General features: G+C 70.4%; 25 protein-coding genes and 2 tRNA genes. 11 read left to right on the forward strand and 16 right to left on the reverse strand.

The features are described 5' to 3' along the window. Nucleotides 1–39: 39 nt before the first annotated feature. The 3 genes from ACZ4VK_RS22490 to ACZ4VK_RS22500 all read right to left on the reverse strand — a co-directional run bounded on the left by ACZ4VK_RS22490 (nt 40) and on the right by ACZ4VK_RS22500 (nt 3863). The gene (locus ACZ4VK_RS22490) at nt 40–780 is read right to left on the reverse strand and encodes a hypothetical protein (RefSeq protein ID WP_468355323.1); all 741 of its coding nucleotides are present in this window, start codon (nt 778–780) and stop codon (nt 40–42) included. A gap of 390 nt (nt 781–1170) precedes the next feature. Beyond that, nucleotides 1171–2631: a DUF2252 domain-containing protein gene (locus ACZ4VK_RS22495; protein ID WP_468354649.1), complete on the reverse strand. Its 1461-nt coding sequence runs from the start codon at nt 2629–2631 to the stop codon at nt 1171–1173. Between the two features lie 125 nt (nt 2632–2756). After that, a complete protein-coding gene (locus tag ACZ4VK_RS22500; protein WP_468354651.1) occupies nt 2757–3863 on the reverse strand; it encodes an ABC-2 transporter permease in 1107 nt (368 codons plus the stop codon). A gap of 92 nt (nt 3864–3955) precedes the next feature. Between ACZ4VK_RS22500 and ACZ4VK_RS22505 the strand changes: the two genes are divergently transcribed. After that, nucleotides 3956–4423: a MarR family winged helix-turn-helix transcriptional regulator gene (locus tag ACZ4VK_RS22505; RefSeq protein WP_468354654.1), complete on the forward strand. Its 468-nt coding sequence runs from the start codon at nt 3956–3958 to the stop codon at nt 4421–4423. 96 nt (nt 4424–4519) lie between these two features. Here ACZ4VK_RS22505 and ACZ4VK_RS22510 read toward each other — a convergent pair whose 3' ends face one another. From ACZ4VK_RS22510 to ACZ4VK_RS22520, 3 genes are all read right to left on the reverse strand, one after another. Continuing rightward, nucleotides 4520–5179 carry a response regulator gene (locus ACZ4VK_RS22510; RefSeq protein ID WP_468354657.1) on the reverse strand — a complete coding sequence of 220 codons (660 nt, stop codon included), beginning with the start codon at nt 5177–5179 and terminating at the stop codon, nt 4520–4522. A 37-nt stretch (nt 5180–5216) separates the two neighbouring features. After that, complete coding sequence (locus tag ACZ4VK_RS22515) at nt 5217–6995, reverse strand: sensor histidine kinase (RefSeq protein ID WP_468355326.1); 1779 nt, start codon at nt 6993–6995, stop codon at nt 5217–5219. Between the two features lie 167 nt (nt 6996–7162). After that, nucleotides 7163–7249 (reverse strand) — tRNA-Leu (locus ACZ4VK_RS22520). A gap of 506 nt (nt 7250–7755) precedes the next feature. Between ACZ4VK_RS22520 and ACZ4VK_RS22525 the strand changes: the two genes are divergently transcribed. The 6 genes from ACZ4VK_RS22525 to pknB all read left to right on the forward strand — a co-directional run bounded on the left by ACZ4VK_RS22525 (nt 7756) and on the right by pknB (nt 15954). Then, nucleotides 7756–8631: an FhaA domain-containing protein gene (locus ACZ4VK_RS22525; protein ID WP_468354660.1), complete on the forward strand. Its 876-nt coding sequence runs from the start codon at nt 7756–7758 to the stop codon at nt 8629–8631. A gap of 10 nt (nt 8632–8641) precedes the next feature. Beyond that, complete coding sequence (locus tag ACZ4VK_RS22530; protein WP_468354663.1) at nt 8642–9163, forward strand: FHA domain-containing protein FhaB/FipA; 522 nt, start codon at nt 8642–8644, stop codon at nt 9161–9163. Between the two features lie 179 nt (nt 9164–9342). Next, complete coding sequence (locus ACZ4VK_RS22535) at nt 9343–10833, forward strand: Stp1/IreP family PP2C-type Ser/Thr phosphatase (protein WP_468354665.1); 1491 nt, start codon at nt 9343–9345, stop codon at nt 10831–10833. Nucleotides 10834–10859: 26 nt separating this feature from the next. Next, nucleotides 10860–12299 (forward strand): FtsW/RodA/SpoVE family cell cycle protein, encoded by a 1440-nt coding sequence (locus ACZ4VK_RS22540; RefSeq protein WP_468354668.1) that lies wholly within the window; start codon nt 10860–10862, stop codon nt 12297–12299. Further along, nucleotides 12296–13762, forward strand: coding sequence for a peptidoglycan D,D-transpeptidase FtsI family protein (locus ACZ4VK_RS22545; RefSeq protein ID WP_468354671.1), 1467 nt, complete (start codon nt 12296–12298; stop codon nt 13760–13762). Before ACZ4VK_RS22540 ends, ACZ4VK_RS22545 begins: the two co-directional genes overlap by 4 nt. 155 nt (nt 13763–13917) lie before the next feature. Beyond that, nucleotides 13918–15954 (forward strand): Stk1 family PASTA domain-containing Ser/Thr kinase, encoded by a 2037-nt coding sequence (gene pknB, locus ACZ4VK_RS22550; RefSeq protein ID WP_468354674.1) that lies wholly within the window; start codon nt 13918–13920, stop codon nt 15952–15954. A 68-nt stretch (nt 15955–16022) separates the two neighbouring features. On the opposite strand, the gene ACZ4VK_RS22555 is transcribed toward pknB, so the two are convergent. From ACZ4VK_RS22555 to ACZ4VK_RS22580, 6 genes are all read right to left on the reverse strand, one after another. Next, nucleotides 16023–16697, reverse strand: a complete 675-nt coding sequence (locus tag ACZ4VK_RS22555) for a class E sortase (RefSeq protein WP_468354677.1) — start codon at nt 16695–16697, stop codon at nt 16023–16025. A gap of 37 nt (nt 16698–16734) precedes the next feature. Beyond that, nucleotides 16735–17964 (reverse strand): class E sortase, encoded by a 1230-nt coding sequence (locus ACZ4VK_RS22560; RefSeq protein WP_468354680.1) that lies wholly within the window; start codon nt 17962–17964, stop codon nt 16735–16737. Continuing rightward, nucleotides 17961–18599: an aminodeoxychorismate/anthranilate synthase component II gene (locus tag ACZ4VK_RS22565; protein WP_389680199.1), complete on the reverse strand. Its 639-nt coding sequence runs from the start codon at nt 18597–18599 to the stop codon at nt 17961–17963. Before ACZ4VK_RS22565 ends, ACZ4VK_RS22560 begins: the two co-directional genes overlap by 4 nt. Continuing rightward, nucleotides 18596–18757, reverse strand: coding sequence for a hypothetical protein (locus ACZ4VK_RS22570; RefSeq protein WP_024760376.1), 162 nt, complete (start codon nt 18755–18757; stop codon nt 18596–18598). The genes ACZ4VK_RS22565 and ACZ4VK_RS22570 overlap by 4 nt, the downstream gene beginning before the upstream one ends. 64 nt (nt 18758–18821) lie before the next feature. Then, on the reverse strand, nt 18822–19523 hold the full coding sequence (locus tag ACZ4VK_RS22575; protein ID WP_468355329.1) for a class E sortase: 702 nt from the start codon (nt 19521–19523) through the stop codon (nt 18822–18824). Nucleotides 19524–19547: 24 nt separating this feature from the next. Beyond that, nucleotides 19548–20315: a DUF881 domain-containing protein gene (locus ACZ4VK_RS22580; protein WP_468354684.1), complete on the reverse strand. Its 768-nt coding sequence runs from the start codon at nt 20313–20315 to the stop codon at nt 19548–19550. Between the two features lie 140 nt (nt 20316–20455). Between ACZ4VK_RS22580 and crgA the strand changes: the two genes are divergently transcribed. Then, nucleotides 20456–20710, forward strand: a complete 255-nt coding sequence (crgA, locus tag ACZ4VK_RS22585; RefSeq protein WP_030321260.1) for a cell division protein CrgA — start codon at nt 20456–20458, stop codon at nt 20708–20710. A 340-nt stretch (nt 20711–21050) separates the two neighbouring features. On the opposite strand, the gene ACZ4VK_RS22590 is transcribed toward crgA, so the two are convergent. Beyond that, nucleotides 21051–21935, reverse strand: a complete 885-nt coding sequence (locus ACZ4VK_RS22590; protein ID WP_468354687.1) for a rhomboid family intramembrane serine protease — start codon at nt 21933–21935, stop codon at nt 21051–21053. A gap of 22 nt (nt 21936–21957) precedes the next feature. Continuing rightward, the gene (locus ACZ4VK_RS22595) at nt 21958–22485 is read right to left on the reverse strand and encodes a peptidylprolyl isomerase (protein WP_468354690.1); all 528 of its coding nucleotides are present in this window, start codon (nt 22483–22485) and stop codon (nt 21958–21960) included. Nucleotides 22486–22657: 172 nt separating this feature from the next. Here ACZ4VK_RS22595 and ACZ4VK_RS22600 point away from each other — a divergent pair, with 172 nt between their 5' ends. Then, complete coding sequence (locus tag ACZ4VK_RS22600) at nt 22658–23362, forward strand: DUF5324 family protein (RefSeq protein ID WP_468354692.1); 705 nt, start codon at nt 22658–22660, stop codon at nt 23360–23362. A 257-nt stretch (nt 23363–23619) separates the two neighbouring features. Here the strand turns inward: ACZ4VK_RS22600 and ACZ4VK_RS22605 are convergent, their stop codons facing one another. Next, nucleotides 23620–24003: a DUF6344 domain-containing protein gene (locus ACZ4VK_RS22605; RefSeq protein ID WP_468354694.1), complete on the reverse strand. Its 384-nt coding sequence runs from the start codon at nt 24001–24003 to the stop codon at nt 23620–23622. Between the two features lie 235 nt (nt 24004–24238). After that, nucleotides 24239–24311: transfer RNA gene (locus ACZ4VK_RS22610), tRNA-Ala, on the reverse strand. A gap of 129 nt (nt 24312–24440) precedes the next feature. Here ACZ4VK_RS22610 and ACZ4VK_RS22615 point away from each other — a divergent pair. Beyond that, complete coding sequence (locus ACZ4VK_RS22615) at nt 24441–24989, forward strand: helix-turn-helix domain-containing protein (protein WP_389680193.1); 549 nt, start codon at nt 24441–24443, stop codon at nt 24987–24989. Nucleotides 24990–25050: 61 nt separating this feature from the next. Next, complete coding sequence (locus ACZ4VK_RS22620) at nt 25051–26370, forward strand: serine/threonine-protein kinase (RefSeq protein WP_468354697.1); 1320 nt, start codon at nt 25051–25053, stop codon at nt 26368–26370. The last annotated feature ends 83 nt before the right edge of the window (nt 26371–26453 follow it).

The following is a 26453-nucleotide window of genomic DNA, read 5'->3' on the forward strand; positions in this document are numbered from 1 at the left end:
GTCAGTACCGCCCGAAGGAGAACGAGCGCACAGAAAAACCTACTGCACCAGCCCGGCCAGCTCGTTCTCCCGCTCGGAGACCTGCGCGAGCAGCTGCTCCGCGATCTCCTCGAGGAGCCGGTCCGGGTCCTCCGGCGCCATCCGCAGCATCGCGCCGATCGCGCTCTCCTCCAGCTCGCGGGCGAGCGCCGACAGCATGTCCTTGCGCTCCGCGAGCCACTCCAGACGCGCGTACAGCTCCTCGCTCTCGCTGAGCCGCTCCGCCGGCACGGGACCGGCCTCCCACTCCGCGGAGAGCTCCCGCAGCAGGGCCTCGTCACCACGGGCGTAGGCCGCGTTCACCCGCGTGATGAACTCCTCGCGCCGCTTCCGCTCGTCCTCCTCACGGGCCAGGTCGGGGTGGGCCTTACGGGCCAGCTCCCGGTAGAGCCTGCGGGCCTCCTCGCCGGGACGAACCCGCTTCGGAGGCTGCACCGGCCGGTCGGTGAGCATGGCCTCCGCCTCGGGGGAGAAGCCGTCGGAGTCGATCCAGTCGTGGAACAGCTCGTCCACCCCGGGCATCGGCATGACCGCCGCCCGCGCCTCCTGCGCCCGCCGCAGATCCTCCGGGTCGCCGGTGCGAGCGGCCCGTGCCTCGGCGATCCGTGCGTCGAGCTCGTCGAGCCGCGCGTACATCGGACCGAGCTTCTGGTGATGGAGCCGGGAGAAGTTGTCCACCTCGACCCGGAACGTCTCGACGGCGATCTCGAACTCGATCAGAGCCTGCTCGGCCACCCGCACAGCCCGCTCAAGCCGCGCCTCGGGCCGCTCGTCCGCAGCCCCCGGCTGCCCATCCTGAGCCGGCGCCTCGGGCTGACCGTCCTGAGCCGGCGCCTCGGGCTGACCGTCCTGAGCCGGCGCCTCGGACCGCTCGTCCTGAACCCGCGCCTCGGGCTGACCGTCCTCGGGCCGGTCGTCCCCGGACCCCTCGTTCACACCCTGGTCCACGCTCACGTCAACGCCCGTCCAGTCCTCGTTCCGCCTCGTCCCCCCAGCCTACGGGCCTCGGGGGGCCTCCCCCCCTCCCTCCCCCTCCCCTCCCGCCCCTTCCCCTCTCCCGCCCTCGCCCCGCACCTCACCCCGCACGTCGTCGCCGACGAGGTCCGTCGCCCCTCGCCCCCGCGACGGACGTCAGACGCCCAGTTCCGACGCTATACGGCCCGCGCGGACGGCAGCGAGCAGGTCGGCGTGGTCGCTGGTGGTGCGGTCCGCGTACGAGACGGCGAAGGCGGCGACGGCCTCGTCGAACTCCTCGTTCTTGCCGCAGTACCCCGCTATCAGTCGCGGGTCCGCGCTGTGGGCGTGGGCGCGGGCGAGCAGCGCCCCGGTCATCCGGCCGTAGTCGTCGACCTGTTCGACGGTGAGGGCGGCGGGGTCGACGCTGCCCTTGCGGTTGCGGAACTGCCGCACCTGGAAGGGCCGCCCCTCGACCGTGGTCCAGCCGAGCAGGATGTCGCTGACGACCTGCATCCGCTTCTGCCCGATCACCACCCGCCGCCCCTCGTGGCCGGGGGCCGGCACGGTGAAGCCCGCGGCGGGCAGATGGGGCAGCAGGGCGGACGGCCTGGCCTCCTTCACCTGGAGCACCAGCGGCTCGCCCCGATGGTCCAGGAGCAGTACGACATAGGAACGGGTGCCGACACTGCCGGTGCCGACCACCCTGAAGGCCACGTCGTGGACGGCGTACCGCGCGAGCAGCGGCAGCCGGTCCTCGGAGACGGTCTCCAGGTACGTGCCGAGGGAGGCGGCGACCGCGGCGGCCTCGGCGTCCGGGACTCTGCGCAGCACCGGGGCGGCGTCCACGAACCTGCGCCCGCCGCCCTCCGCGTCGCTCACGGCCTCGGTCGACCGGGCGGCGAATCGGGCGCTGGTGTTGTTGCGGGCTTTCGCGGACACCCGCTCCAGGGTGCCGAGGAGATCACGGGCGTCGGTGTGCGAGACCAGTTCCTCGTCGGCGATCGCGTTCCAGGCGTCGAACGCGGGAAGCCGGGCGAGCAGGCGCATGGTGCGCCGGTAGGCGCCGACGGTGTCGAAGGCGGCGGCCCGGCACATCTCCTCGCTCGCGCCCACCTCCCGGCCCGCGAGCACCAGGGATGTGGCGAGCCGCTTGAGGTCCCATTCCCAGGGGCCCACGACGGTCTCGTCGAAGTCGTTGAGGTCCATGACGAGCCGGCCGCGGGCGTCCCCGTAGAGCCCGAAGTTGGCGGCGTGGGCGTCGCCGCACAGCTGGGCGGCTATCCCGGTGACGGGGGTGCCGGCGAGGTCGTGGGCCATGAGGCCGGCGGATCCGCGCAGGAAGGCGAAGGGGCTGGCCGCCATCCTGCCGACCCGTATCGGCGCGAGCTCGGGGACCCGGTCGCGGCTCGACTCCTCGACGGCCCTGACCGCGTCCGGGCGGTCGGCGGCGAGGGCGGGCCGGGAGTGCGAGGCGCGCGGGACCCGCTGCCGCAGTTCCTTGCCGCGCTCCTTGTGGGCCGTCCCGCCGTCGATGTCGTCACGGCGCGCGAAACCCGGCACGTGCGGCACGCGCACGCCGCCCGGCCCTCCGCCCTTACCGCGCTGTCCCGGCACCACGGCCTGGATCGTGTCCATGGCACGCCCTCCCCCGACGAATGTCCAACATCATCCGCGCTGACGGTACCGCCGCACCCGAGTGAGCGTCTCCCCCTGTGGACAACGCCGTCGGCGGCCTGTGGACAACCCCCTGCGGACCGTCCTCAGACCGCGACCGCCTCCTCCATCTCCTCCTCGGCTCCCGCCCCGTCCCGGGCCGAAGAGGAAGCCGCGGAGGAAGCCGCGGCGGAAGCCGAAGGAGCGGCCGGGGCGGCCGCCCCCGCCTCACGTGCCCGCCTCGTCTCCGTGATCCCGGCGACGACGACGAGGGCGGCCCCGGCCAGGAACCAGAGGGCCAGGACGAGGACGTGCCCGCCGAGCGCGTGCCCGCCGAAGTACACATGGCCGCGTACGCCCTCGACGAAGCCCGCGCCGTTCCAGAAGGCGTGCAGGGCGCCGAAGAAGCCGGGCTGGAGCTCGGGCCGGTAGATGCCGCCGGAGCTCGTGAAGTTGAGCATGACGAAGAGCACCATCACGCCGAGTGTGGTCCAGCGGCGCAGGAAGGTGTGCAGGCCGACACCGACGAGCAGGATGCCCGCCGCGTACAGCCAGGAGAGCGCCCACACCCCTCCGAGCCCCTGATCGACCAGATGGAAGACCGGTCCGGCGAAGAGCGTCCCGATCAGGCTGACGACGAGTGACATCCCGGCGGCGAGGAGGGCCCTGATCCGCATGGGCAGCACGGCCCCGGCCCCGCCGATGACGGCCACGGAGGCGTACGCGCCGATGCTGAGGGCGACGAGCAGGAAGAAGACGCCCTGCCCGGTGGGGTCGCCGGAGGCGACGGGTGCCACGTCGGTGACCTTGAGCGGGGCGCCCTGCCCGGCGGCGACCTTGGTGAACAGCTTCTCGACGGCCATGGCGCTGGTGTCGGAGGACGCCGAGGCCACGAGCAGCTCGGGCTTCTCGCCGGGGACGTAGGCGCCGAAGCTGCTCTGCTCGCGCAGGGCGGTGACGGCCGTGTCCCGGTCGGCGACGGTACGGACGTCGAGAGCGCCGGCGCCCTTGTCCTGGAGGGTCTGCGCGAGGACCTGGGTGGCGGGTCCCGAGCCGACGACGTCGACGCGCAGATCGTGGGGTGCGGGGGCGTGGAACGCGCCGAGGTAGGCGAGTCCCATGCCGACGCACATCAGCAGCGGGGTGAGCAGATGTCCGAGGACATGCCGCAACGCGCCGCTGGTCTTCGGTCCTGCGGACACCGGGACCTCCATGGTTGGCTTTTACAACTAAAGAACCGTTGTACTATACAACTGAAAGCTCGTGGCGAGCGAACAGTGCCCGCCCGATGACGAGGGAGCCCACCATGACCGGCGGCGCGGAAACCCCACGCGAGGCGTCCATGGACGTCATCCAGCGTGAGCTGACGGCCTTCGCCCGCCGGGCCCGCGCCGCGGCGACCCGGGTGCATCCGGAGCTCCCGCTCGTCTCGTACACGCTGCTCGCCCACATCGAGGAGCAGCGCGGCTGCCGCGCGACCGATCTCGCGGCCCACTACCTGCTGGACAAGTCGACGGTCAGCCGCCAGATCGCGGGCCTGGAGAAGCTCGGCTTCGTCGAGCGCCGGCCCGCCCCCGACGACCACCGCGTGCACGTCCTCCACCCCACCGAGGCAGGCACCAAGGTGCTGGCCTCGACCCGGACGAGCCGCCGAGCGGCCTACCAGGAGCGCCTCAAGGACTGGTCGGCCGAAGACCTCGACCGCTTCGCCGCCTACCTGCTCCGCTACAACGCGGCCGGCCCGAACGGCCTCCCGGAACGCCCCCCACACTGACCGAAACGTCTGACGGAAACGCCTGACCGAACGGCACCTGCCGGCAGCCCCGCGCCCGGGGCCTGCGCCGCTCTTCCCCCGTACAGGAGCCTTCCCTTACAGCCCCGCGTCCCGGGCAAGGAGCGCCGCCTGCACCCGGTTCTCGCAGTCCAGCTTGGCGAGGATCCGGCTCACATACGTCTTCACCGTGGCCTCGCTCATGTGCAGCCGCTTCCCCGCGTCCGCGTTGGAGAGCCCCTCCCCGAGCAGCGCCAGCACATCGCGCTCCTTCTCGCTCAGCCCGACGACCCGCCCCCGCGCCTGCTCCGCACGGACCGCCTCCCGACCCTTGGCGAGCCGCTCCACCACGTGCCGAGTCGCCGCCGGCGAGAGATACGCGTCACCCGCCGCGGCCGCCCGCACCGCCCGGATCAGCTCCGCCGGCGCCGTGTCCTTGAGCAGGAACCCGGCTCCCCCGTGCTCCAGCGCCCGCAGCACGTTCTCCCGCTCGCCGAAGGTCGTCAGCACGATCACCCGGGCCTTCGGCGCCGCGCGGCGCAGCTCCGGCAGCGCCGAGAGACCGTCGAGCACCGGCATCTGGATGTCGAGGAGCACCACATCGGCCGCGTGCGCCCGAGCGGCTTCGATCGCCTGGCGGCCGTCGGCGGCCTCGCCGACGACCTCGATCTCCGGGTCCGAGGTGAGAATCATCCGGATCCCGGCCCTGATCAGAGGCTCGTCGTCGGCGATCACGACCCTGATGGCCTGCCCTGCCACTGGTGTTCCCCCACGCTTCGGTACGGGCGGATCAGCGCTACCGCGCCTCGACCTCGTACGACTTCTTCTCGATCAGCTTGCCGTCCTTGAAACAGAACCGGAAAACGGGCTCCTTGTCGAAGGAGTCGCTTATCTCCGAGGACATCAGCACGAGGCAGTCGGCGCCGTCCGGCATCGCGGGCCCCTTGCCCCCCAGGCCGGCGGTGGCGATCGTGTCCCCCGAAGGGAGCCGGTCCCGGACCTCCTTCTCAGGCGAGCCGACCTTCACCGCGTCGTACTCCCCTGGATCGATCATCCCCTTCTCCAACGAACCCATCAGGAAGAAGAGGCCGAAGCCCGCCGCGACCACAAGCAGCACGAGCGCGGCGAACGCGATCCCGCAGCCCAACGCGATCGAACCGCCCGTGCTTCTGGTCCTGCCCCCATGCACCGCCATAGCGAGCTCCCGCTCCGTGAACGTCCAGTCGGTCGGTCCGACCCCGACCGGACGACCATCACCCACCAGCGGCTTCGTGGTCTGCTGCCGGAAGTCGTCGGCCACATCGACCAAAGGCGCTGCCTCCGCGACGGGCGCCGCCCCGTACGGCAGCATCCCCGCCACCCGGAACCCACCACCGTCGGCCGGACCCGCGTGGCACATGCCGCCGACCAGACGAGCGCGCTCGGCGAGCCCGGTCAGCCCCTGGCCGCCGCTCACCATGTCCTTCGCCGGCCCTCCCGACGGCTGCTCGTTGAGCACCTCCACCACGAAGGTGTCCGGCTCATACCGCAGCTCGACACCGATCGGGGCCCCCGGCGCGTACTTGTAGGCGTTGGTCAGGGCCTCCTGCACGATCCGGTAGGCGGCGTGGTCGGCGGCCGGTGCCAGCGTCCGCTCCTCCCCCGACCGTCTCAGCCCGACCGCGGTGCCGGCCGCCCGCGCCGCCTCCACGAGGCCCTCGATGCCGGCGATCCCCCGCGCGGCCCGTCCCGTCTCGTCGCCGGCCCGCGACGGCGCCCCGGCCGTACCATCGACGGCCTCGACGCCGTCGCGGAGTATCCCGACGACCTCCCGCAGTTCGTGCATCGCGGTCACCGACGCGTTCCGCAGGACCCCGACCACCTCGCGCTGACGCCCGCTCAGCTCCCGGTCCACCTCCAGGGCACCCGTGTGCACGGCGATGAGGGCCAGTTGGTGCCCGAGGCTGTCGTGCATGTCCTGGGCGATCCGCTGCCGCTCCCGCAGCCGCGCCTGCCAGGCCACCATGGTCCGCTCCCGCAGCAGTTGGGCGTTCCGCTCCTGGAGCGCGTGCAGCAGGGTCCGCCGCTGGGTCCAATAGCGGTGGGCGAGCCCAGGGGCCAGCGTGGTGCCCAAGTAGTAGAGGGTCGCCGTGAGGGCTATGACGAGCATCCGCTGCGGGTCGAAGGTCCCCAGGAGGCTCGCCCCGACGTTCACGACGAAAGCGACGATGAAGGCGGCCAGTGCCCGCCCGGCGCCCGCGATGTACCGGCCGGACGACCAGCCGACCACGAGCAGCACGAAACCGAAACCGGGCACGAGAGGCGCGAGCCCCGCGGTCAGGACGAGCACGCTCGCGGGGAGCCTGCGCCGCACCAACGACAGCACGGCGGAGCCGACGGCGACCGCGGCCAGCGGCCAGCCCTCGCCGCCCATGAGTTCCTCGGACCCCGCGCCGAGCAGCGCGACGACCGCGGCGAGCGCCACCTCCCCGGTGGTCCTGCGCCCCGACCACTGCCCCGGCACCGCGAACCAGGCCCACCATCCGGCGAGCACGGCCACGACCCCGGACGAACTCCGGGCCCCCGACTTCGACATAACGTCCACGCTCGCACCGTAGGCCGCGGCCCGATCCCCGGGCTTCCCACTTTCGTCTCGGCCCCCGAAGACAAAAGTCGCGTGCCGCCACCGAGGAACGTGGGAAGGCTCACACCACGTCGACAACGCGGAAGCCCCGTAGGTCGATGACCTACGGGGCTCCCGTCTGGTGCGCGAGGGGGGAGTTGAACCCCCACGCCCTTTCGGGCACTGGAACCTGAATCCAGCGCGTCTGCCTATTCCGCCACCCGCGCATTGGGTGTGCTCCGGGCTCTCTCACTCTGCGGTGCGAGCGCCTGGCGACATCAGAAGATTAGCACGTCGCAGACCGTGGATTCACATCCGTTGTTTCGGCTCCGCCGGGGGAGACCAAGGTGAGGGAGGGGCAGAAGCACGGAAGCGGGAGGACGGCGAAGAAGGTGAGGGCCGAGACGAAGGAAGCGACGCAGGGACGAGGCGGGCAGGCGGGCAGGACGGCAGGGAGCAGAGAGGAGAAGGGCGGAGATCAAGGGGAAAGGAGGGGGAAGGAGGGGGATGAAGGGGACGGACCGCCCCCGGGACGAGCACCCTGCCCGGACCGAGCCCCGCTCCCACAGCCGGGTGCGGGACACTGTCCACAGGCCGCCTCTACGATCCGTGGGGAAAGCCTGTGAGAGGTGACACTCGTCCACAGGGCAGAGAAGGGGAACCAGCCGATTTCCCGACGCGTGGATACGATCAGTAAGCAGTACCAGGACGACAACGACGGAGGAGGTGCCCCATGGGAGTCCTGAAGCGTTTCGAGCAGCGTCTCGAAGGTCTGGTCAACGGCACCTTCGCCAAGGTCTTCAAGTCCGAGGTCCAGCCGGTCGAGATCGCCGGCGCGCTCCAGCGCGAGTGCGACAACAACGCGCAGATCTGGAACCGCGAGCGGACCGTCGTCCCCAACGACTTCATCGTGGAGCTGAGCGCGCCGGACTACGAGCGCCTCAGCCCCTACTCGGGCCAGCTCGGCGACGAGCTCGCCGGCCTGGTCAGGGACTACGCGAAGCAGCAGCGGTACACCTTCATGGGCCCGATCAAGGTCCATCTGGAGAAGGCCGACGACCTCGACACCGGTCTGTACCGCGTCCGCAGTCGCACCCTGGCGTCGAGTACGTCACAGTCCCAGCCGCCCGCGGGCGGACAGCACCACCAGCAGCAGAGCCCGGCACAGGGCCGCGGCGGCTACGGGTACCCCCCGGTCGGCGCCCCGCCCATGCCCGCCTCCCCGCCCCCCGGCGCCCCCGGCCCCCGGCCGACGGCCGCCGCGGGCCGCCCCGCGGCCGGAGCCGGCGCCATGCCCGGCCCCGGGACCCACGGCGGAGCGGGCACCCGGGTGCGCCACTGGATCGAGATCAACGGCACCCGCCATCAGATCTCCCGCCCGACCCTGGTCCTCGGCCGCAGCACCGACGCGGACGTGAGGATCGACGATCCCGGCGTCTCCCGCCGGCACTGCGAGATCCGGACCGGAACGCCCTCGACGATCCAGGATCTGGGATCCACCAACGGCATCGTGGTGGACGGGCAGCACACCACCCGCGCTACGCTCCGCGACGGCTCGCGGATCGTCGTGGGCAGCACCACCATCGTTTACCGGCAAGCCGAAGGGTGAAGCGGGGGCAATGTCAGAGCTGACCCTGACGGTCATGCGGTTGGGTTTCCTGGCCGTTCTGTGGCTGTTCGTCATCGTGGCCGTCCAGGTCATCCGTAGCGACCTCTTCGGTACGCGGGTGACCCAGCGCGGTTCGCGGCGCCAAGAGGCGCGACCGCAGCAGCAGGCGCGGCAGGCCGCCGCGCCTCCGCAGCAGCGCGGCCAGCAGACCGCGGGCGGTGGGCGGCAGCGCCGCGGCGCCCCGACCAAGCTGGTCGTCTCCGAGGGCACCCTCACCGGCACGACCGTCGCCCTCCAGGGGCAGACGATCACGCTGGGCCGGGCGCACGATTCGACGATCGTCCTCGACGACGACTACGCGTCCAGCAGGCACGCCAGGATCTACCCGGACCGGGACGGCCAGTGGATCGTCGAGGATCTCGGGTCCACCAACGGCACGTATCTCGACCGGACCCGCCTCACCACCGCCACACCGATTCCGCTGGGCGCGCCGATCCGCATCGGCAAGACCGTCATCGAGCTGCGGAAGTAGTGCTACATCATGAATAGGCGCGAGCGGAGCGAGCGAGTCGGGACGGTCCCCGCCACCGGCCGTGCCGCGCTCCCGACCGGAGCGACTGAGGCGACCGGCGTGACCGGAGCGACCGGAGGGTGGGCAGTGTGGGTCGAGACCGGCCGTACCCCGATGCAGCGGCGACAGGGCAGGTGCGCATGACTCTGTCCCTGCGATTCGCCGCGGGCTCGCACAAGGGCATGATCCGCGAGGGCAACGAGGACTCGGGTTACGCCGGTCCCCGGCTGCTCGCCATCGCCGACGGCATGGGTGGCCAGGCCGCCGGTGAGGTCGCCTCCTCCGAGGTGATCTCCACCCTCGTCACGCTCGACGACGACGTCCCCGGCTCCGACATCCTCACCTCGCTCGGTACGGCGGTGCAGCGCGCCAACGACCAGCTTCGGATGATGGTCGAGGAGGACCCGCAGCTGGAGGGCATGGGCACCACGCTCACCGCCCTCCTGTGGACCGGCCAGCGGCTCGGTCTCGTGCACGTCGGCGACTCGCGCGCCTATCTGCTCCGCGACGGTGTCCTGACCCAGATCACCCAGGACCACACCTGGGTCCAGCGGCTCGTCGACGAGGGCCGGATCACCGAGGAAGAGGCCACCACCCACCCGCAGCGCTCGCTGCTCATGCGCGCGCTCGGCAGCGGTGACCACGTCGAGCCCGACCTCTCCATCCGTGAGGTCCGGGCCGGCGACCGCTACCTGATCTGCTCCGACGGCCTGTCCGGCGTGGTCTCGCACCAGACCCTCGAGGACACCCTCGCCAGCTACCAGGGCCCGCAGGAGACCGTGCAGGAGCTGATCCAGCTCGCTCTGCGCGGCGGCGGCCCCGACAACATCACGGTGATCGTCGCCGACGTCCTCGACGTCGACGGTGGCGACACCCTCGCAGGTCACCTCAGCGACACCCCGGTCATCGTGGGCGCGGTCGCCGAGAACCAGGCCCAGCTGAACGACGGCGGGGCCATGCAGACCCCGGCCGGCCGCGCCTCCGGCCTCGGCCGCACGGCCGCGCACCAGCAGCCGCCCGCCGGCGGCTTCGGTCCGCCCGGCAGCGGCGACGGCCACGGCTACGGCGGCATGCCCCCGCAGGGCTCCTTCGACGCGTACACGGACGACGACTTCGTGAAGCCGCGCACGGGCCGCAAATGGCTCAAGCGCTCCTTCTTCCTCGTCCTCGCCCTGGCGGTCATCGGCGGCGGGCTGTACGGCGGCTGGCGCTGGACGCAGAAGCAGTACTTCGTCGGTTCCAAGGACCAGCACGTGGCGCTGTACCAGGGGATCAGCCAGGACCTCGCCTGGGTCTCGCTGTCGAAGGTCCAGAAGGACCACCCCGAGATCGAACTCAAGTACCTCCCCGCCTACCAGCGGAAGCAGGTCGAGGACACGATCACGGGCGGCAGCCTCGGCAAGGCCCAGACGAAGATCGCCGAGCTTGCGGCGCAGGCCTCGGCCTGCAAGAAGACCGAGCAGCGCCGCGAGGCCGCCGAGAAGGCCGCCGACCAGGCGAGCAAGCCGCCGGCCGAGAAGCCCGGCGACACCGCCACCCCTGACCCCAAGCCCACCACAGCCGCTCCGTCCCCGGGTCCCACCCTCACCGCGGAGGAGCAGAAGCTGGCCTCGAACTGCGGCAAGCAGTAAGCACCCGTAGGGGGCCTTTCACCACCATGAGCGTTGTCACCAACACGACCACCATCGGCGCGATCGATGCGCCGAGCCGCCGCAACACCGAGCTGGCGCTGCTCGCGTTCGCCGTCGCCATCCCGGTGTTCGCGTACCTCAACGTGGGCCTGGCCATCGACGGCGAGATCCCGGCCGGCATGCTCGGATACGGGCTCGGGCTCGCCCTGCTCGCCGGCGTCGCCCACCTCGTGGTGCGCAAGTGGGCCCCGTACTCGGACCCGCTGCTGCTGCCCCTCGCGACCCTGCTCAACGGCATGGGCCTGGTGCTGATCTGGCGTCTCGACCAGTCGCCGCGGCTGATCGCGACGTCGATGCGGCTGTACAAGTCCTTCAGCCCCGACGCCCCGAGCCAGATGATGTACTCGGCGATCGGCATCGCCATGTTCGTGGGCGTGCTGCTGCTGCTCAAGGACCACCGCGTCCTCCAGCGCTACACGTACATCTCCATGGTGGTCTCCCTCGTCCTGCTGCTGCTGCCGCTGGTCCCCGGCCTCGGAGCGGACGTCTTCGGCGCCAAGATCTGGATCAAGGTCGGCGGTTTCTCCATCCAGCCCGGTGAGTTCGCCAAGCTGGTCCTGGCGGTGTTCTTCTCCGGCTACCTGATGGTGAAGCGGGACGCGCTGGCCCTGGCCAGCCGCCGCTTCATGGGGCTCTATCTGCCCCGTGGCCGCGACCTCGGCCCGATCCTGACGATCTGGGCGGTCAGCCTCCTCATCCTGGTCTTCGAGAACGACCTGGGTACGTCGCTGCTGTTCTTCGGCATGTTCGTGATCATGCTGTACGTGGCGACCGAGCGGACCAGCTGGATCGTCATGGGTCTGCTGATGGCCGCGGGCGGCGCGGTCGTCGTGAGCTCGTTCGCCAGCCACGTCCAGTCCCGTGTGGCGGCCTGGCTCGACCCCTTCGGCTGCCTGGAGACGGCGACCGACCAGAACATGCTCAACGCCTGTGACCAGATGACCCAGGTGTTGATGTCCTTCGGTTCCGGCGGCATCCTCGGTACCGGCCTCGGCCAGGGCAATTCGGACCTCATCAGCTTCGCCGCCAACTCGGACTTCATCTTCGCCACCGTGGGCGAAGAGCTCGGCCTCGCCGGTGTGATGGTCTTCCTGCTCCTCTACGGGCTGATCGTCGAGCGCGGTGTCCGCACCGCCCTCGCCGCCCGTGACCCCTTCGGCAAGCTGCTCGCGATGGGCCTCTCCGGCGCCTTCGCGCTCCAGATCTTCGTCGTCGCCGGCGGTGTGATGGGCCTCATCCCCCTCACCGGTATGACGATGCCGTTCCTCGCGTACGGCGGATCCTCCGTGATCGCCAACTGGGCTCTGATCGGCATCCTGATCCGGATCAGCGACACGGCGCGCCGGCCCGCGCCCGCGCCCGCCCCGTCCCCCGACGCCGAGATGACCCAGGTGGTCCGTCCGTGAACAAGCCGCTGCGCCGGGTCGCGATCTTCTGCGGCCTGCTCATCCTCGCCCTGCTCCTGCGGGACAACTGGCTCCAGTTCGTCCGTGCCGACGAGCTGAACGCCCACCCGAAGAACACCCGCGTCCGGATCGAGCGGTACGCCAACCAGCGCGGCAACATCATTGTCGACGGCAAGCCGATCACCGGGTCCGTCGACTCCAAGGACCCGTACTACAAGTTCAAGCGCACCTACATCGACGGCCCCATGTGGGCCCCGGTCACCGGTTACGCCTCACAGGCCTATGACGCCAACCAGATCGAGAAGATCGAGGACGGCATCCTCACCGGCAACGACGACCGGCTCTTCTTCGACCGCACGCTCGCCATGTTCACCGGTGAGAAGAAGAAGGGCGGCGACGTCGTCACCACCCTCAGCGGGGCCGCGCAGAGGGCCGCGTACGAAGGCCTCGGGAACAACACCGGCGCCGTCGTCGCCATCGAGCCGAAGTCCGGCAAGATCCTGGCGCTCGCCTCCACCCCGTCGTACGACCCCTCGTCCTTCGCCGGGTACTCCGGCAAGGACGAGAAGGCCTGGGTGGCGCTGGAGAAGGACAAGAACAAGCCGAAGCAGAACCGCGCGATCCGCGAGATCTACCCGCCCGGTTCCGTCTTCAAGGTCGTCACCGCCGCCGCGGCGCTGGAGAACGGCAAGGTCACCGACATCAACGCGGCGACCGACACCCCCGAGGGCTGGAAGATCCCGCTCTCCAACAAGGAGATGATCAACCACGCCAGGGGCTGCGCCGACGCCAGCCTGAAGCGTGCCCTCGACATCTCCTGCAACTCGGTCTTCGCGAAGCTCGGCGACGACGTCGGCGTCGAGAAGATGAACGAGATGGCCGAGAAGTTCGGTTTCAACGCCGAGCAGTTCACGCCGGTCCGTTCCTCGGCCTCCGTCTACGACAAGAAGGCCGACCGCGGCGGAAACGCGCTCTCGTCCATCGGCCAGTTCAACACCGCGACCACCCCGCTCCAGATGGCGATGGTCACGGCGGCGATCGCCAACGACGGCAAGCTGATGAAGCCGTACATGATCGACCAGCTGCGCGCCCCGAACCTCGACATCATCAAGCAGAACGAGCCGGAGGAGATGAGCCGGCCGGTCTCGCCGCAGAACGCCCAGCTGCTCCAGCAGATGATGGAGAGCGTCGTCACCAACGGCACCGGTGGCAAGGCCGACCTGAACATGGACGGCGTGAAGGTCGGCGGCAAGACGGGTACGGCCCAGCACGGCGAGAAGAACGCCAAGCGTCCGTACGCCTGGTTCATCTCGTACGCGAAGACCGCCGAGGGCTCCCCGGTCGCGGTCGCCGTGATCGTCGAGGACTCCCAGGGCACCGACCGCGAGGACATCAGCGGTGGCGGTCTGGCCGCCCCGATCGCGAGGGACGTCATGAAGGCGGTCATCAAGAGCCGCGGCTGACGCCACGGCCCCGTACCTGCCAGGTACCGGTCAGGTATCAGCTACCGGCCCCGGGCGGAACGTCTTCCCGGGGCCGGTAGCGTATGCGCGAACAGCACACACCGCCGGACCACCCATGGGTGCGGTCGGGACAGACGGAGAGGGCTGGATTAGCTATGGAAGAGCCGCGTCGCCTCGGCGGCCGGTACGAGCTGGGCTCGGTGCTCGGCCGTGGTGGCATGGCCGAGGTGTACCTCGGTCAGGACACCCGGCTCGGCCGCACCGTCGCCGTGAAGACGCTGCGGGCCGACCTGGCCCGCGACCCGTCCTTCCAGGCCCGGTTCCGCCGTGAGGCACAGTCCGCCGCCTCGCTGAACCACCCGGCGATCGTCGCGGTGTACGACACCGGCGAGGACTACGTCGACGGGGTCTCCATCCCGTACATCGTGATGGAGTACGTCGACGGGTCGACCCTGCGTGAGCTGCTGCACTCCGGGCGCAAGCTGCTGCCCGAGCGCACCCTCGAGATGACGGTCGGCATCCTCCAGGCGCTGGAGTACTCGCACCGCGCCGGCATCGTGCACCGTGACATCAAGCCGGCGAACGTCATGCTGACGCGCACCGGTCAGGTCAAGGTCATGGACTTCGGCATCGCGCGCGCCATGGGCGACGCGGGCATGACCATGACGCAGACCTCCGCGGTGATCGGCACGGCCCAGTACCTCTCCCCGGAGCAGGCCAAGGGCGAGCAGGTCGACGCGCGCTCCGACCTGTACTCCACGGGCTGCCTGCTGTACGAGCTCCTGACCGTCCGTCCCCCGTTCATCGGTGACTCCCCGGTCGCGGTCGCGTACCAGCACGTCCGCGAGGAGCCGCAGCCGCCGAGCAACTTCGACGCCGAGATCACGCCCGAGATGGACGCCATCGTCCTCAAGGCGCTGGTCAAGGACCCCGACTACAGGTACCAGTCCGCCGACGAGATGCGCGCGGACATCGAGGCCTGCCTCGACGGTCAGCCGGTCGCCGCCGCCGCGGCGATGGGCATGGGGATGGGCATGGGCGCGCCCCCGTACGGCGGGGGCTACGGCGGCTACCCGCCGGAGGACCAGCCGACGACGGCGCTGCGCCAGGCCGACCCGGCCGGCCAGACCTCGATGCTGCCCCCGATCAACCCGGACGACGGCGGCTACGGCTACGACGACCGCCCGGACCGCCGTCGCGGCGGCCAGAAGAAGTCGAACACCTCGACGATCCTGCTGGTCCTCGCGGGCATCCTCGTACTCGTCGGCGCGATCTTCATCGGCGTCTCGCTGTTCGAGGACAAGGAAGGCACCCGTCAGGTCTCCGTCCCGCAGCTCGTCGGCCTGACCGTCGAGTCGGCGACAGGACACGCGGGCAACGCCGACGTGAAGATGCAGGAGGCCGGCACAGAGCGCTGTGACCAGCCCAAGGGCTCCATCTGCCGCCAGGTCCCGGCAGCGGAGAACGGCGCGAAGATGGACACCGGCAGCACCATCCAGGTGTACGTCTCCGAGGGCGCGCCGCTCGTCGAGGTCCCGGACGTGCAGGAGCAGTCGCAGGAGCGGGCCACGGAGTCCCTGGAGAGCAAGGGCTTCAAGGTCAAGGTCGAGGAAGAGGAGTCCGACGAGGACCCGGGAACGGTCCTGCGGCAGAACCCCCAGGCCAACACCAAGGCGGAGCAGAACTCCGAGATCACGATCACCATCGCGAAGCAGAAGCTGTCCCAGCTGCCGGACCAGAAGGGCCGGACGTACGACCAGGCCCTCCAGCAGCTGACCCAGCTCGGCTTCACGAACGTGACGAAGGAGGAGGTCGACAACGATCAGCCCGCGGGCACGGTCGTCGACCAGACCCCGGCCGGCCCCTCGGACCAGCCGAAGGACGTCCAGATCACGCTGAAGGTCTCGAAGGGCCCGCAGCAGCCGGCCCAGGTGCAGCTCCCGACGGGTCTGGCCGGCAGGCCGTTCAAGGACGTCAAGGCGCAGCTGGAGGCCCTGAGCCTGAAGGTCACCCAGCAGGGCTCCGACAAGGAGGACGCCATGGTCATGGGGACGAACCCGACCGAGGGTTCGATGGTCACTCCGGGTCAGGAGATCAACGTCTACACCGTCGGTGGCAGCGGCAACGGCGGCGGGGACAACAACGGCGACAACAACGGCGACAACAACGGCGGCGGCGGCTTGTTCGACTGAGCCCCGCCCCCTACGGGAGAGCCCCGGCATCCAGTGGATGCCGGGGCTCTCCCGTTTGTCGCGCCGCCTCAGCGCAGCTCCGCCGGGGGTGTCCGGTCGCGGTCGACCTTCTCCGTGCGCTCCAGCTCGCCCCAGACGATGTACCGGTAGTCGGAGGTGTACATCGGGGTGCAGGTGGTCAGCGTGATGAAACGGCCGGGCTTGGTCTTGCCGGATTCCTTCGGTACCGGCTGGAGGACGTCCACGTTGTACTTCGTGGTCTCCGGCAGGGACTTGTAGACCTTGTAGACGTACCAGGTGTCCTTCGACTCGAAGACGATCGCGTCCCCGGTCTTCAACTTGTGGATGTTGTGGAACTTGGCCCCGTGCCCGTCGCGGTGCGCGGCGAGCGTGAAGTTGCCCTGCTTGTCCTGGGGGAGCGCGGACTTGATCGGGTCGGTGTAGTAGCCGGCGACGCCGTTGTTGAGGATGGCGCTGGTGGTTCCCCGCTTGACCAGTATCTCGTCGTCGCCCATGACGGGGACGTGCAGGAAGCCGATGCCGTCCTTGGTGTCGAGCGCCCCTGGCCCGCCGGCCCAGCGGTCACGGACCTGGGCGCCGTCCTGGTCGGCGGCGCGGTCGGCGAGGACGTTGGTCCACCACAGGGAGTAGACGACGAAGAGGCCGAGGACCAGGCCCGCCGTGATGAGGAGTTCGCCGAAGAGGCTGATGATCCCGGCGATCCGATTGCGCGCGCGTGCCACTAGGTCGTCCCGTCGTCCCGTCCGGAGGTGTCGGGTCTCAGCCTACGAGCGCTTTCGGCTTTCCCTCGCTGCGCGGGCGTTCCTCGACCAACTTGCCCCACACGATCATCCGGTACGTGCTGGTGAACTCGGGCGTGCAGGTGGTCAGCGTGATGAACCTGCCCGGCTCGGTGAAGCCCGAGCCCTTCGGCACCGGGTCGATCACGGAGACGTTGGAGGGCGCGGTCTGCGGCAGGATGCTCGCCATCTCGTAGGTGTAGTACGCGCTCTGGGTCTCGACGACGATCGGGTCGCCGGGCTTCAGCCGGTTGATGTACCGGAACGGCTCACCGTGGGTGTTGCGGTGGCCGGCGACCGCGAAGTTGCCCTGCTTGTCGGACGGCATCGCCGTCTTGAGGCTGCCCTCGGCGTAGTGGCCGACCATGCCCTTGTCGAGGACCTTGGCCTTGTCGATGCCCTCGGCGACGGGGACGACGACGTCCAGCTTGGGGATGTACATGATGGCGAAGCCCTCGCCCGGCTCGAAGGCCTCCGGCTTGCTGTCGCCCTTGGCCCAGGTGTCCTCGATCTGCTCCTTGGCCTGGTCGGTCTCCTGGCCGGCCAGGACGTTCGTCCACCACAACTGGTAGGTGACGAAGAGCAGCATCACGACGCCGAGGGTGATGAAGAGTTCGCCGACGGCCCGACTGGCGACCACACCGACGCTGTCCTTGGCCGCGCGGGCCGCGCGCCGGGCCTCGACGCGGGAGAGCGGGGCCGCGGGAGCCTCTGCGGGCGCGGCTCCGGTCGGGGCGGCGCGCCCCTTGCCCCGGCCGCCCTTGGCCGCACGACGACGTTCGGCCCTCCCGGGACCGGGAAGGGGCTCCACGGCCCGTAGGGGCATCGTCTCGCTCGGGGAGGGCCGGGAGGGCTCCGCGGCCTCGTAGGGGTCGTACGCGGGCACGTAGGGGTCCTCGGGGGCGGGCTCGGGGCGCCGGTGGGACCGCGGGGGCGCCGCGGACTCGGCGGCGACGGGGGCCTGCCCGTGCGCGGCACCGTGCTCAGCCCCGGCGACCTGCCCGTACGCAGCCGTCTCCCCGTACGTCATCGCCGTTTCGCCGTACGTCGTCGCGGTGTCCTCGTACGCCGTGGTCTCCCCGTACCCGGGGGCCGCCTGCTGATCCGCCGGCTGCCCGTACGGGGGCACCGGGACCCCGTAAGGGTCAGCGGGTATCGGCTCGGGGCCCGGTTCGTTCGTCGGCCGGAACCACGGGGAGCCCGTCGTCACGCGACGGCCTTGCCCACCACCGGCGCGAGCCCCGCCGACCGTGCGACCGCCCCCTTGTCGCCGCACTGCTCAAGCCAGTTGGCGAGCATCAGGTGGCCGTGCTCGGTGAGGACCGACTCGGGGTGGAACTGGACGCCCTCCACGGGCAGTTCCCGGTGGCGCAGGCCCATGATGATGCCGTCCTCGGTCCGCGCGGTGACCTCGAGCTCGGCCGGCAGGGCGGCGGGCTCGGCGGCCAGCGAGTGGTAGCGGGTCGCGGTGAACGGCGAGGGCAGGCCGGCGAAGACGCCCTTGCCCTCGTGCGTGACGGGCGAGGTCTTGCCGTGCAGCAGCTCGGGCGCGCGGTCGACGACTCCGCCGTACGCCACGGCCATCGACTGCATGCCGAGGCAGACGCCGAAGACGGGCACGCCGGTGGCCGCGCAGTGCCGGACCATGTCGATGCAGACGCCGGCCTGCTCGGGGGCGCCGGGTCCCGGCGACAGCAGGACGCCGTCGAAGCCGTCCTGCGCGTGGCTCAGCTCGACCTCGTCGTTGCGGAGGACTTCGCACTCGGCGCCGAGCTGGTAGAGGTACTGAACGAGGTTGAAGACGAAGCTGTCGTAGTTGTCGACGACGAGAATTCGCGCGCTCACTGGCCGTCCACCGTCACATCGTTGAACGGAAGCAGAGGCTCCGCCCAGGGGAACACGTACTGGAAGAGGGCGTAGACGACCGCGAGCACCAGCACGATCGAGATCAGCGCCCGCACCCACGCGTTGCCCGGCAGATGCCGCCAGATCCAGCCGTACATGACGTCGACCGCCCCTTCCGTTCGTTACGGGGACCAGAGTACGGGGCGAGGGGGCCGTGGGGGGTCAGCTGCCCAAAGCCTGTGGACGACTGTTCAGAGCCTGTGGACGGCCGTCGGCGACCGGCAGGGTGGCGTCGAGGTGCGCCCAGACGACGAGCCGGTGGCTGCTTCCCCACTCGGGATCGCAGGTGGTGAGGGTGAGATAGCGGCCGGGCCCGTCGAAGACCGCCGCGTCCTTCCTGAGGGGCCTGGGCAGCGGGTCGACGACCCCGACGTCGGTGGGCACGGTCCGGTAGGGGGCACGGGCGATCCGGTACGTGAACCAGGTCGTTCCGTCGGTCAGCACCACCGCGTCGCCTGCGCGCAGCCGAGGGAAGTCCTTGAAGGGGTCGCCGTAGGTGCGGCGATGGCCGGCGACGGCGAAGTTGCCGGTCCCGCCCAGCCGGGCGGTGGCCGTGTAGTGGCCGAGGCCCTTCTTGAGGACGTCGGCGCCGGTGCCTTCGAGGACGGGCCATTTCCAGTCCTCGCCCAGCCTGGGGACGTACATGACGGCGATCCCCCTGCCCGGGGCGTACGGCACGGTTGAGGGAGCGGGCGCTGCCGTGACCGGGGCGCGCGTCCACTGCCGTTGGAGGCTGTCGATCTGGCCGGCGCTCGCGCTCTCGGCCTGGACACCGGTCCAGTACAGGACGTACACGACGAAGAGGACGATCAGGGCGCCCACGGTGAGGCACAGTTCACTGAAGGTCCTGACGACGAGACGCAAGCCTCCCAAGCCGCCCTCCCGCTGTCAGCTCACCGGCTTCGCGTGGTGGAGGTCCACTGTGCCCGAGTAGCCGGGAAGAGTCACCGCTCCGTGGTCGTCGACTTTCCAGCCGAGCCCGTAGGCCTTCACGTACAGCTGGTAGTTCTGGATCGCCGGGGAGTCGGCGAGCGCCCTGCTCAGCTTCCCCCGGTCGCCGACGGCCGTGATCTTGTACGGGGGCGAGTAGACGCGGCCCTGGAGGATCAGGGTGTTGCCGACGCAGCGCACGGCGCTGGTGGAGATGAGCCGCTGGTCCATGACCCGGATGCCCTCGGCGCCGCCCTGCCACAGGGCGTTGACGACGGCCTGGAGGTCCTGCTGGTGGATGACGAGGTCGTTGGCCTGCGGCTCGGGGTAGCCGGGGGCAGCCTGGGCGTTCGGCGGGGCGTCGTCGAGGGTGACGGTGAGGCCGGAGCCGGAGACCTCGGTGGTACCCGCCGCCGCCTCGAGCGCGTCGAGTCGCGCGTCCTCCGCGCGGGTGGATCCGTCGTCGCGCGCGGCGAGCGAGTCGACCTGGGAGCGGAGGGCGGAGGTGGACTCGTCGAGGCCCGCGTTCTTGTGGCTGCGCTGCTCGATCAGGTCGGAGAGCCGCAGGAGGGAGGCGTCCGTGCGGATGTTGGTGCCCTTGGCGGTGTTGAAGCTGGTGACGAAGATCAGTCCGGCGAGGGCGAAAACGGCAAGGGTGAGGACCCGTACGGGGCGCCACCTCGCGGTGCGGCCCGCTCGTTCGGGAGTGCCGGCGGAATTGCTCAACGTACCCTGATCCCCTTCGGTGCCGCGGAACCACTACGCTAACGGACGCCTGGGGGACGCAGTCGTCCTCCTTCGTCACATCCCGGCGCCAGCCACAGTTCCCTGCGCGGTCACGCAGCGCATCGACAGGAGAGTCCCTCGTGCCGAAGTCACGGATCCGCAAGAAGGCCGACTTCACGCCTCCGCCCGCCAAGCAGGCGACCAGTATCAAGCTGACCAACCGCAGCTGGGTGGCGCCTGTGATGCTGGCGCTGTTCGCCATCGGTCTGGTGTGGATCGTGGTCTTCTACGTCACCGACGGCTCGATGCCGATCGAGTCGATCCGGAACTGGAACATCGTGGTGGGCTTCGGCTTCATCGCGGCCGGCTTCGGTGTCTCGACTCAGTGGAAGTAGCCGCGCAGCAGCCGGTGAGAAGCAGGGGAGACAGCGGGATCTAGCGCCCCCCGAGGGCACTCGTCAAGCTCTCCCCTGAACTTATCCACAGCGTTGTGCACAGCACTGGATAACTTACGAAGATCTGTGGATAACTCGCACGGGGTTGACGCCGGTATGACCGGAATCACACCACCCCCGAAATCCACAGCGCCCCTCGCCTCCCTGAATAAACACCAGGTCAGAGGCGAGGGGCGCAGTCTTTCCCCAGCGAGCGGGGGCGATCGACCCCAGAGGGGCCACACACTGTGGATAACTCTGGGGAAAGCTCACAGGGAAGCTCTTCCTGGCCCCTGTGCGCTCAGGTGAGCGCCGCCGAGCGGGCCAGGACCATCCCCAGGTCGATCAGAAGCACCAGTCCACAGGCCCCGTACTGCACGAGGTCCCGGCGGTTCCGCGGCGCGTGCACGAGCGCGTACGTCACGAGGGCGCCGGCGACCAGACCGCCGACGTGGGCCTCCCAGGAGATCCCCGGACGGGTGAACGTCATGAGCAGCGAGAGCGCCACGAAGAGGACCACCGGCCGCATGTCGTGACGGCGCCGGCGGGCCAGCACCACCCAGGCACCGATCAGGCCGTAGACGACGCCGGAGGCACCCAGCGAGGGCTGGTTCGGCGCGGCGACGAGATAGGCCAGTACGGAGCCGGAGAGACCGGAGAGCAGACAGAGGACCGCGTACCGGATCCGGCCCAGCTCCGGCTCGACGATCCCGCCGATCACCCACAGGCCCAGCACGTTGAAGAGGATGTGCCAGACCTCCTGGTGGAGGACGGTCGCGGTCAGCAGCCGGTACCACTCGCCGTCCGCGACCCCGACGACCTCACCGAGCGCCGGGCTGAAGGCGTAGCCGATGAGCACGAGCTCGTCGACGAACCGGTCGCCGAAGGCCAGGACCGCGAGGTAGACGGCGAGGTTGATCCCGATGAGGATCTTGGTGACGAGGTGGTCGTCGGACGCCACCTTGCCGCCCGCCAGCGTCCTGGGCTGGTTCGCGTCGGCCGCGTGGCCGGTCCCCGAGCCGTTGCGCACACAGTCCGGGCACTGGAAGCCGACGGAGGCGGAGATCATGCACCGCGTGCAGATCGGCTTCTCGCAGCGGGCGCAACGGATGCCGGTCTCGGCCTCCGGGTGCCGGTAGCAGCGGGGCGGACCGGCGGGCGGGTCCGTGGAAGGTCGCGGGTCCATGGAGGTTCCGTCCCTTCCCGTCTCAGCGCTTCTCGATCACCACGGACTCGATGACCACGTCCTGGAGAGGCCGCTCGGTGTGCGGGTCGGTCGCGGTCGTCGCGATCGCGTCCACGACCTTCCTGCTCTCCTTGCTCACGACCTCGCCGAAGATGGTGTGCTTGCGGTTCAGCCAGGTCGCGGGGGCGACGGTGACGAAGAACTGCGAGCCGTTGGTGCCCGGGCCCGCGTTGGCCATGGCCAGCAGGTAGGGGCGGTCGAAGAAGAGCTCCGGGTGGAACTCGTCGGCGAAGGCGTAGCCGGGGTCGCCGGTGCCGTCGCCGAGCGGGTCGCCGCCCTGGATCATGAAGTCCTTGATGACCCGGTGGAAGACCGTGCCGTCGTAGAGCGGGTCCGAGGAGACCGTGCCGGTCGCGGGATGCGTCCACTCCCGCTCGCCGGAGGCGAGTTCGACGAAGTTGCGCACCGTCTTCGGGGCGTGGAACGGCATCAGCCGCACCTCGATGTCACCCAGGCTGGTCTTGAGGATCGCGTACAGCTGCTCGGCCACGGTCGCCTTCCGTCCACGTCATGTCGCGTCGTCCCACGTCTGTCTCTGGCGTGTCCGATCCTCGCATGCCCCGTATGCCCGCCCCACATGCCGGACCTCGCTCCGGCGGGCATGATTCCGAACAGGATGGAAAGGTGAAAAACCGACATCGCCACCGACGAGGAGGAATCCTGTGACCCGCATGGACAGCGTGCGCGCCGCGACAGATTCGGCGAAGGAGAGCGTCATGCACGCCGCGGAAGTGGTGGCGCCGTACGCCGACACGGCGAGGGACCAGGCCTCGCACTACGCGCACGAGGCGCGCGAACTGCTCGCGCCGAAGGTCTCGAAGGCCGCTCGGCAGGCCCGCGTGCAGGCTCGAGCGCAGTACGACTCGTATGTCGCACCGCGTGTACCGCCACGGGTCGACGCGGCCGCACACCGTGCGGCGGTCAAGACCCGCCGGGCCGCCCGTCAGGCGGCCGACTACACCGTTCCGCGTGTCGAACACGCGGTCGCCGCGACCGGGCCCGTCCTCGATGAGGCCGGTTCGCGTTCCACCGCCGCCTGGGCCGCGCTGCGCGGTCAGGTGACGCCGAGGGAGATCCAGAAGATCGTGAAGAAGCACGAGCGTCGGGCCAGGGCCGGACGCCTCGCCAAGGGCCTCGTGGTCCTGGGCGTTCTCGCCGGCGGCGCGTTCGCCGCCTGGAAGTGGTGGGACAAGCAGGCAAATCCCGACTGGCTGGTGGAACCTCCCGCTCCCACCGAGGTGGACGAGGGCACCGTACCGACGTCCGTCGACGACAGTGGGGCTCCGCTCGACCCGGATGCGGAGGTCGACGAGGCCGCAGCCGCGGCCGAAGCCGAAGCAGCCGCCGAACGCGACGAGCGCCGCTGACCGACCGGGGGTGTGCTCTGCGGGGTTCTACGGGGTTCTACCGGAAGTGCTCTGCGGGGTGGATCTACGGGTTCTACGGGGTTCTACCGACTGAGTTCTGCGGGGTGCTGCGAGTACTGCGGAGTTCTACGACGTACTGCGAGGTCCTACGAGGTACTGCGGGGTTCTCGAAGGTCCTGCGGGGCTTCTACGAGGTCCTGCGACCGAGAGGCTGTGCGAGGTACCGCGAGGCGCTGTGAAGCGCACGTCTCCTCGCCCTACGCCGCGGCGGCCGACGCGAGCTCGGCCGGCGCGGCGGCCTCGTCGCTCTCGGCGCCGGCGCTCGTGCCGGTCGAGGAGCGGTGCCGGGCGGCGGGAGAGGAACCATGGGCCTCGGCGGCGATGCGCTGCTTGATGGTGGGCGGCAGGGAGCGGTCCCCGGCGATCGGCCGGCGATGGGCCCTCTGTGCCGGTACGGAGGCCAGGGCGGCGCGCTCCCGGGCGACGGGCGCGGCGGCCGCGGTGCCGGCCGGCTCCTCGGGCTGCTGCACGGCGGGCTGGGCGGCCGCGGCGGCGGTGCCCGCCAGGCCGACGGAGGCGAGCAGGGCGAAGACGACGGAGATGAAGGCGGTCCAGAACTGCTTGACCTTGGCGGTGGCCATGGCCCCTCACTTTCGTGGCGTTATCGGATGGTTCATTTCGGATTGCGCGCTTTTCGTACCTCCCTCATCATGTGGATGCGCCGCCGTTTTCCGCGGACCGACGCCCCTGCCGCGCAGTTCTTCCGATGAACACAACCCGTCCGGAGCAGCGGCCCCTCCGGGGCGATGAGCGCGCACCCCACGCAAAACACCCCCTTCGAACCGCGTTTCCGCAGTTCGAAGGGGGTGTACGGGGTGGAGCCTAGGGGAGTCGAACCCCTGACATCTGCCATGCAAAGACAGCGCTCTACCAACTGAGCTAAGGCCCCGGAACGAGGACAGCGTACCGGGTCACCCCCCATGTCCGGCAAAAGGATTGGGACTCCCGGTCGGCAACCACTCTCCGTAAGATGCTGACCGAGGTTCGCAGTGGCGAACCGCAGGGATGGGGAGAAGTAATGGACGCAGCGCAGCAGGAAGCCACGGCCAGAGCCAGAGAGCTTCAGCGCAGTTGGTACGGAGAGCCGCTGGGGGCGCTCTTCCGTCGGCTGATCGACGATCTCGGGCTCAATCAGGCCCGGCTCGCGGCCGTGCTCGGACTGTCCGCGCCCATGCTGTCCCAGCTGATGAGCGGCCAGCGGGCCAAGATCGGCAACCCGGCCGTCGTCCAGCGCGTCCAGGCTCTCCAGGAGCTCGCCGTTCAGGTCGCCGACGGCACCGTCAGCGCGGCCGAGGCCACCGACCGGATGGACGAGGTGAAGAAGTCGCAGGGCGGCTCCGTCCTCACCAGCACCGGTCAGACCACCACCGGCCCGGGCGCTCCGACCGTCCGCCGCGTGGTCCGCGAGATCCAGTCGCTGCTGCGCTCCGTAGCGGCGGCCGGCGACATCATCGACGCGGCCGACTCCCTCGCCCCGGCCCACCCGGAACTGGCAGAGTTCCTCAGGGTGTACGGCGCCGGGCGCACCGCGGACGCGGTCGCCCACTACGAGTCGCACCAGAACTGACGAGGTCGGCGGCCGGCCGGCATCGCCGAGAGACGAAGCGAACGGGGAGCGGCGCAGCACCATGGGTGAGGTCTTCGCTGGTCGGTACGAGCTGGTCGACCCGATCGGACGGGGCGGGGCGGGCGCGGTATGGCGTGCCTGGGACCACCGTCGCCGCCGCTATGTGGCGGCCAAGGTGCTTCTGCAGAGCGACGCGCACACGTTGCTCCGCTTCGTCCGCGAGCAGGCGCTGCGGATCGATCATCCGCACGTCCTCGCCCCGGCCAGCTGGGCCGCCGACGACGACAAGGTCCTGTTCACCATGGACCTGGTCGCCGGCGGCTCTCTGGCACACGTGATCGGCGACTACGGCCCGCTGCCGCCCCGGTTCGTCTGCGTCCTGCTCGACCAGCTGCTCTCGGGCCTGGCCACGGTGCACGCCGAGGGGGTCGTGCACCGGGACATCAAGCCCGCCAACATCCTGATGGACGTCACGGGCACCGGGCGGCCGCATCTGCGGCTCTCCGACTTCGGCATCTCCATGCGCAAGGGCGAACCGCGCCTCACCGAGACCAACTACGTCGTGGGCACGCCCGGGTACTTCGCGCCCGAGCAGCTCCTCGGCGCCGAGCCGGACTTCACCGCCGACCTCTTCGCCGTCGGCCTGGTCGCCCTCTATCTGCTCCAGGGCCGCAGGCCGGACTCTCAGGCCCTGGTCGAGCACTTCGTCGCGTACGGCACTCCCGGGGCCCCCGAGGGCATCCCGGAGCCCCTGTGGCAGGTGCTCGCCGGGCTGCTCCAGCCCGATCCGCAGGCCCGCTTCCGGACGGCCACGGGCGCGCGCAAAGCGCTGACCGCCGCCGTGGAGATGCTTCCCGAGCCGCGCGCCGACGAGCAGCCGGTCGAGATCTTCGACCAGCTCGGCCCCCTGCCACCGGGCTTCGGCCCCGAGGGCCCCACGGGCCCCTCCGACGCCGTGGCCTCCGGGGCCTCCCAGGCCACCCAGGGCCAGTCCCCGGCCGCCGTACCGACGACGCCGCCCGCGACGCCCGTACCGCCCCGACAGCCGTCCCCGGAACAACCCGCACAGCAGCCCGCACAGCACTACCAGGCCCCGCACATGGCCGCGCCCCTCCCCGGCCCCTCGGAGACGGGCAGCTTCCATCTGCCCCCGCCGGTCACTCATCCGACCCCCTCCTTCGAACAGACACCCACCGCGGGAGTGCCGTACGGACAAGCCCCCACTTATCCATACACCGCTCACCCCGATCAGGTTCCCGGGCAGCACACCCCACCCGCCCCGGTACGCCGACCGGGACCGCCCCCGAAGGTGACGATCCCGGTCCTCCTGCTCGCCCTCGCGTGTTTCGCGGTCGGCTTCTGGGCCCTCAGCCAGACCTGAGCGCGGACGAAGCCTCTGCGGCTCCCCGACACCCGGGCGAAGCCTCCTACGGCCCTCCGGCACCCGGGCAGCCGCCCGCCGAC

It is taken from the genome of Streptomyces sp. NPDC028711 (assembly GCF_055565415.1).